At 35.9% G+C, this 5,187-nt stretch carries 6 protein-coding genes; 4 read left to right on the top strand and 2 right to left on the bottom strand.

The features are described 5' to 3' along the window. Both AC3DU7_RS24485 and AC3DU7_RS24480 read right to left on the bottom strand, forming a co-directional pair. On the bottom strand, positions 1-199 hold a 199-nt coding region (locus AC3DU7_RS24485), incomplete at its 3' end, for a helix-turn-helix domain-containing protein (RefSeq protein ID WP_488041904.1). Between the two features lie 478 nt (positions 200-677). Next, positions 678-1,586 (bottom strand): ion channel, encoded by a 909-nt coding sequence (locus tag AC3DU7_RS24480; protein WP_488041903.1) that lies wholly within the window; start codon positions 1,584-1,586, stop codon positions 678-680. 336 nt (positions 1,587-1,922) lie between these two features. Between AC3DU7_RS24480 and AC3DU7_RS24475 the strand changes: the two genes are divergently transcribed. From AC3DU7_RS24475 to AC3DU7_RS24460, 4 genes are all read left to right on the top strand, one after another. Then, positions 1,923-2,426, top strand: coding sequence for a GAF domain-containing protein (locus AC3DU7_RS24475; RefSeq protein WP_488041902.1), 504 nt, complete (start codon positions 1,923-1,925; stop codon positions 2,424-2,426). A gap of 85 nt (positions 2,427-2,511) precedes the next feature. After that, on the top strand, positions 2,512-3,285 hold the full coding sequence (locus AC3DU7_RS24470; protein ID WP_488041905.1) for an RNA-guided endonuclease InsQ/TnpB family protein: 774 nt from the start codon (positions 2,512-2,514) through the stop codon (positions 3,283-3,285). Further along, positions 3,254-4,342, top strand: coding sequence for a group II intron reverse transcriptase/maturase (ltrA, locus tag AC3DU7_RS24465; RefSeq protein WP_488041901.1), 1,089 nt, complete (start codon positions 3,254-3,256; stop codon positions 4,340-4,342). The genes AC3DU7_RS24470 and ltrA overlap by 32 nt, the downstream gene beginning before the upstream one ends. A gap of 432 nt (positions 4,343-4,774) precedes the next feature. Beyond that, on the top strand, positions 4,775-4,921 hold the full coding sequence (locus tag AC3DU7_RS24460; protein ID WP_488041900.1) for a zinc ribbon domain-containing protein: 147 nt from the start codon (positions 4,775-4,777) through the stop codon (positions 4,919-4,921). The last annotated feature ends 266 nt before the right edge of the window (positions 4,922-5,187 follow it).

Raw genomic sequence — 5,187 nt, 5'->3', positions numbered from 1 at the left:
ACCAGGGATTAATTGATTTGACTTCGGCTACTAAACGCTTATGCAGGGTGATGGCACTTGGGCGTTTTTTAGTTTCTTCGTACTCTTTTATGCAAGTTGCTAATCCCCAGTTATAAGCATGACGTGCAACTCCTGCGTGTTTGGCAAGTATTGTTTTTTGTTGATTGTTAATTTTTAGCTTAGTTTTAAAGGATTTCATGATTATTGTTTTTGTTGGCACTAAGCGCGCAGTTCTACTGTTTCATATCTAGTTAATAAGTTAGACATAAATCTAGCGTATCACAATAAATGTCTAATTGTGTTTAACTTTGTCCAATTATTTTAATACTGTTGATAGCCCTCTTTTGTCACTATGGGAAAACTCTTATAATTTCTAAATTATAGTATAGAGCTTTTGTCTATCAGGCGATCGTCAACTTTTTTCTTCCTGAAAATTCCTGAGATTTGTGAAATTGCCAAAATTCGATTATCAAACTTTGTATTTCTTGTTATAGCTGCTTTCGGTGGAAGTTCAAATAATAGAAAAAACCGGAGAGCTGCAAAATAGGGTTAAAACTTGAGATAAGTTCCTGTTAAACAGAATTTACTGAATAATTATTAATTGTTGAACAACTTCCTTTTTGCCTTGTCGCATTTTTGATTGATAATTGCTCTGACTTGAACTTATGAATTTTCAGTCAATTTTTACTTATTTCTAAAGGCATAACATCATGGAAATGTGAGTAATCAACATAGTTTTGACCATCAGCAGAAGTAAACATTATATCCACAAAGCGCTGATGCCAAATTATCTGGTCTAATGTATAAATATGACGAGCGTGAATAGTCTGAGAAACAGTTTCGTCTAATCCCGTAAGCATTATAAAAAATCGCATATCCTGATGATTTAAATTCTTAAAATCATCTTCAGACCAATGATATAAAGGAGTATTTTCATCAATTTGATGCATTACTAACCAGGTAAGAGCAAGCATTGGTGTTTGAGAACGAACCAATTTTAAATCGCATAATCGTCGTAGAGAATGTCCTTCAGCAGAAACCTCTTTATCCATTAATAAAGTTACTCTCACTTGAGTTTCTACTATCCAATTTTGGCGTTGATTGGCAATACGAAACATGAGAGTCGGAATACCATTGTAAGGAGAAATAACTGCTACCTTACTGAAAAGCACTCGCGCAGTTGGCAAAGAAAAACGGGCAAACATTAGTCCTGTAATCATTGCCATGCCAATTAGACCAATAAAAACTTCTATAGTTACTAAAATATCAGTATAAGTATTTGTCGGGTACATCGCGCCATAACCAATAGTGGCCATGGTTTGTACACTAAAAGAAAAGGCATCACTAAAAGAACCAGGTTGAGCATTAGCAATTCCATTACTACTGGCTAAATATAAAAATGTAAACATAGTATTTATTATTAAATAAAAACCAATGATTATTACAGATAGCTTTTGCCAATAAGTTTGTATTAACCAATGGTAAAAATCACTCCACTCAAAGCGAGTCATTCCTGAAATAATAAAGTCTGCAGGGCCAATTTTTCTCACAAAAGTTTTTTGAAGTTTTCGTTGAAAATTTTTCATTTTAATTACTGAATAATAGTGCTGATGAAAATTGTCATGCTTAGGGACTTCTAAATAAAAAATTATATTAGCTATGAAAGTAAGGAAGTAGAGAGTAGCTAGTTAACGATCTAAGTAAAAAAAATGGGATAATTTATTTTCTGCTGTTCCCTTATTTGTCAGATAAGCATGACAAAAAAAATTTGAAATGAGTCAAACTAAGTTATGAGTATAAAATTAAAGATGACTATTCGGCCAGTCAAAATTTTCAACTGATACTGATATAAGTTTGAAAAATTATAAGTTAACTTATACAGAGGTGACTAACAGTAACAATAAAGAAATAATTTCCCTAATATGTCTCATACTGACCCAGAGTTAGAAAAACTAACCAAACGTCTTGCTCAAAATGTAGCTCGGAACACTTTTATCCAAGAAACTCTCGACAATATTAGAGGTTATATTCAAGCAGAAAGAATAGTACTATATCATTTTTATCGTCAGTGGAAAGGACAGGTAACTTTTGAGTCTTTGAGCAATGAGGAATTATCAATTTATGGTTCAACAGGAGCTGATAAATGTTTTAATGATGAATATGCTGCTATGTATCAAGAGGGAAGAATTCGAGCAATCAAAGATATTGAATTAGAAGTAATACATCCTTGCCATCGAGATTTTCTCCGTAATATAAAGGTTAAGGCTAATTTAGTAGTGCCTGTTCTTAATTCTAGGAGGTTATGGGGGTTGCTAGTTGCTCATCAATGTCATAATGCACGCTCCTGGTCAAAATTAGATATAGAAATTATGCAAAAGGCAGCAGTAACTTTAGCAACTGCACCAGCTATTAGAGCATTGACTTAATCATAGAATAACGATTTAATACGTTAAAAAGCATACTTTTAGACAGGTTACACTCACCCATATATGAAATCCATGATTAACAAAGCTGAAACTTAATCATAAACAGAAAACTCTGATGGCTCAACACGCTGGCTATTCACGCTGGTGTTATAACTGGGGTTTAAGTCTGTGGAATGCTGCATATATTGATGGTTATAAGCCAAACGCCCGTAGGCTAAGAGAGGTTTTTACTAATCATACCAAGTCACTTTATCCTTGGATGAAAAAACTTTTCCTACGGAATGCTTCGCAAACATCTAGAGTTTACCAATATGCTTTGATTAACTTAGGTGAAGCATTTAAAAGGTTTTTTCAGGGGTTAGGTAAATGCCCACGGTTTAAAAAGAAAGGTAAGTCTGATTCATTTCCTTCGGAATGCTTCGCAAACACAATAGATAATTGTGGAAAGCCAATAGAATTAAGCGGATGGAGTCACAAATTACCTTTTATTGGTATTGTTAAAACTTATGAACCGATTGAAGCAACAACTCAAAAAATAACTATTAGTAGACAAGCAGGTGAATGGTATTTAAGTTTAGCTTTTGAATTTACTCCGACTTCAACTCCAAAAACTACTGAAGTGGTAGGTGTAGATTTAGGCATTAAGACATTAGCAACTTTAAGTGATGGAAAAGTCTTTGAAAGTGTAAAGTCATACCGTAAGTTTGAAGCGAAGCTTTCGAGATTACAATATCTTAACCGCAATAAGAATATTGGTTCAGCTAACTGGAGGGCAGCACAACTGAAGATAGCTAGGCTACATAGGCGAGTAGCAAACATCCGTAAAGATGCGCTTCATAAACTGGCGACAAGTCAATAAGTTGCTTAGAAATTTACAGCGTCGGATATTTCGTGCCAGAAAACTTGGTCAATGGAAGCAACTCAGAAGGTTGCAGAAATTGTTACTTAAAAGCTACGCAAATCTTTTAAGCTCTGTAAGACAGATTACTCAAATTAATCAAGGCAAAAATACACCTGGAATAGACGAGGAGGTTATAAAAACTCCTTTATGTCGAGTAAAACTTGTTAATGAGTGGAAAATGCCTGCATCTAAACCAACTCGACGGGTATATATACCTAAGTCAAATAGCAAGAAACGTCCTCTCGGTATCCCAACCGTAAGAGATAGAGTCGCACAGAACATAGTTAAAAATTATCTAGAACCCGAATGGGAGGCAGTCTTTGAACCCAATTCTTATGGTTTTAGGGCTGGCAGAAGTTGCCATGATGCCATCGAACAAGTCTTTAATAGATTTAGAGATAACCATTCAGGCAGAAATAAATGGGTTTTAGACGCTGATATAAAAGGATGCTTTGATAACCTAGGCCACAAATCTATTCTCAACAGTATTAAATCTACTCCTAGAGTTGACTTAATCAGAGATTGGATGAAAGCTGGATATGTCTATGAAGGGATTAATTACCCTACAGATATAGGTACTCCCCAAGGAGGTATTTGTAGTCCTTTATTATCAAATATTGGACTACACGGATTAGAAACCATAGTCAAATCTTTCAACAAGAAACTAGGAATAATCCGTTATGCCGATGACTTTATCATCACGTCAAAAACTATTGAAGAGTTAGAAAAAGTCATGCCCCTCCTCAAGCAATGGTTAGCCGAACGCGGACTAGAACTCAGCACGGAGAAAACAAAAATAGTTCATATAGATGAAGGTTTTGATTTTCTTGGTTTTAATTGCAAATGCTATAAAAACAAACTCTTGATTAAACCTCAAAAGAAAAAAGTCCTAGCTTTTTGCAAAAGGATAGGAGGAATTATCAAGGGTATGAAGAGTGTCAAACAAGAAACCTTAATTAAAAAGCTAAATCCCATTCTCCGAGGTTTTGCTAATTACTACCAGAGAGTAAAATGATATCAGGGAACGAAGTAACCCCTTCTCAACTCTCCTAAGTGGTATTCGTGGCCACTTAAAATCAAAGCCGATGTACGAAATTCGACCTTAAGTACAGAAAACTTGAGTAGGAAAAGCTTAACCAATGTTGATTAGGGTGGAGGATTCCCTAAGAAGCAAGCCTGGACTAATGTTCAGGATGTGCAGACGTAGGGAGGTAATTAAGGTAGGTGGTAAAATCAAAAACTTAACAAGATAAAACTTAGCTCCCAGGGTGTGGAGTGGAAACCGTGCCCACTTTAAATAAGAAGTCGATGGTTAAGAGCCTAAATGCACCTGAGTATAAGTTTCCAACCCGCTTAACCCTTGAAACAAAGGTGGGCAGAAGGGAGTATGTGAACCTAACCTTGAAGTAACCTTAGTTATCAGGAGCCGTGTGAGCTGGAAACTCTCATGCACGGTTTTGAAGCAGAGGTGAGAGGTAGCGATACCTCCATCGACTGTAACTTAAATGTAAGGACTTATGACTGCCCTGACTGTGGCTTGTCAATAGATCGAGATTTAAACGCAAGTATAAAGAGCGAGAGATGCGGTTGGTGAGAGCTACGCTCCGCCTTCGGCGAACGACCGTGAATGCCTGTGGATGAGTAACCGCCGACGGCCTCACAAGAAGCAGGAAGTAAACTTCAAGTTGTCACGCTATGTGACGCTTTGTATCAGTTTTATAGAGCAGATAGCTAATATTATTAGTTAACAGTTATTGCAGAAGGAAAAAGGAAAAAGGTGTCTATATCAAATCTGCTGAATTCGGTATAAAAAAATGTTCCATCTTCAGTCATTGCTAAATCTTTCTAAATTCTCTTCCT

The organism is Okeania sp., from assembly GCF_983059655.1.
Note: the sequence above shows the minus strand (reverse complement) of the source record. Positions and strands in the feature narration are given on the sequence as shown.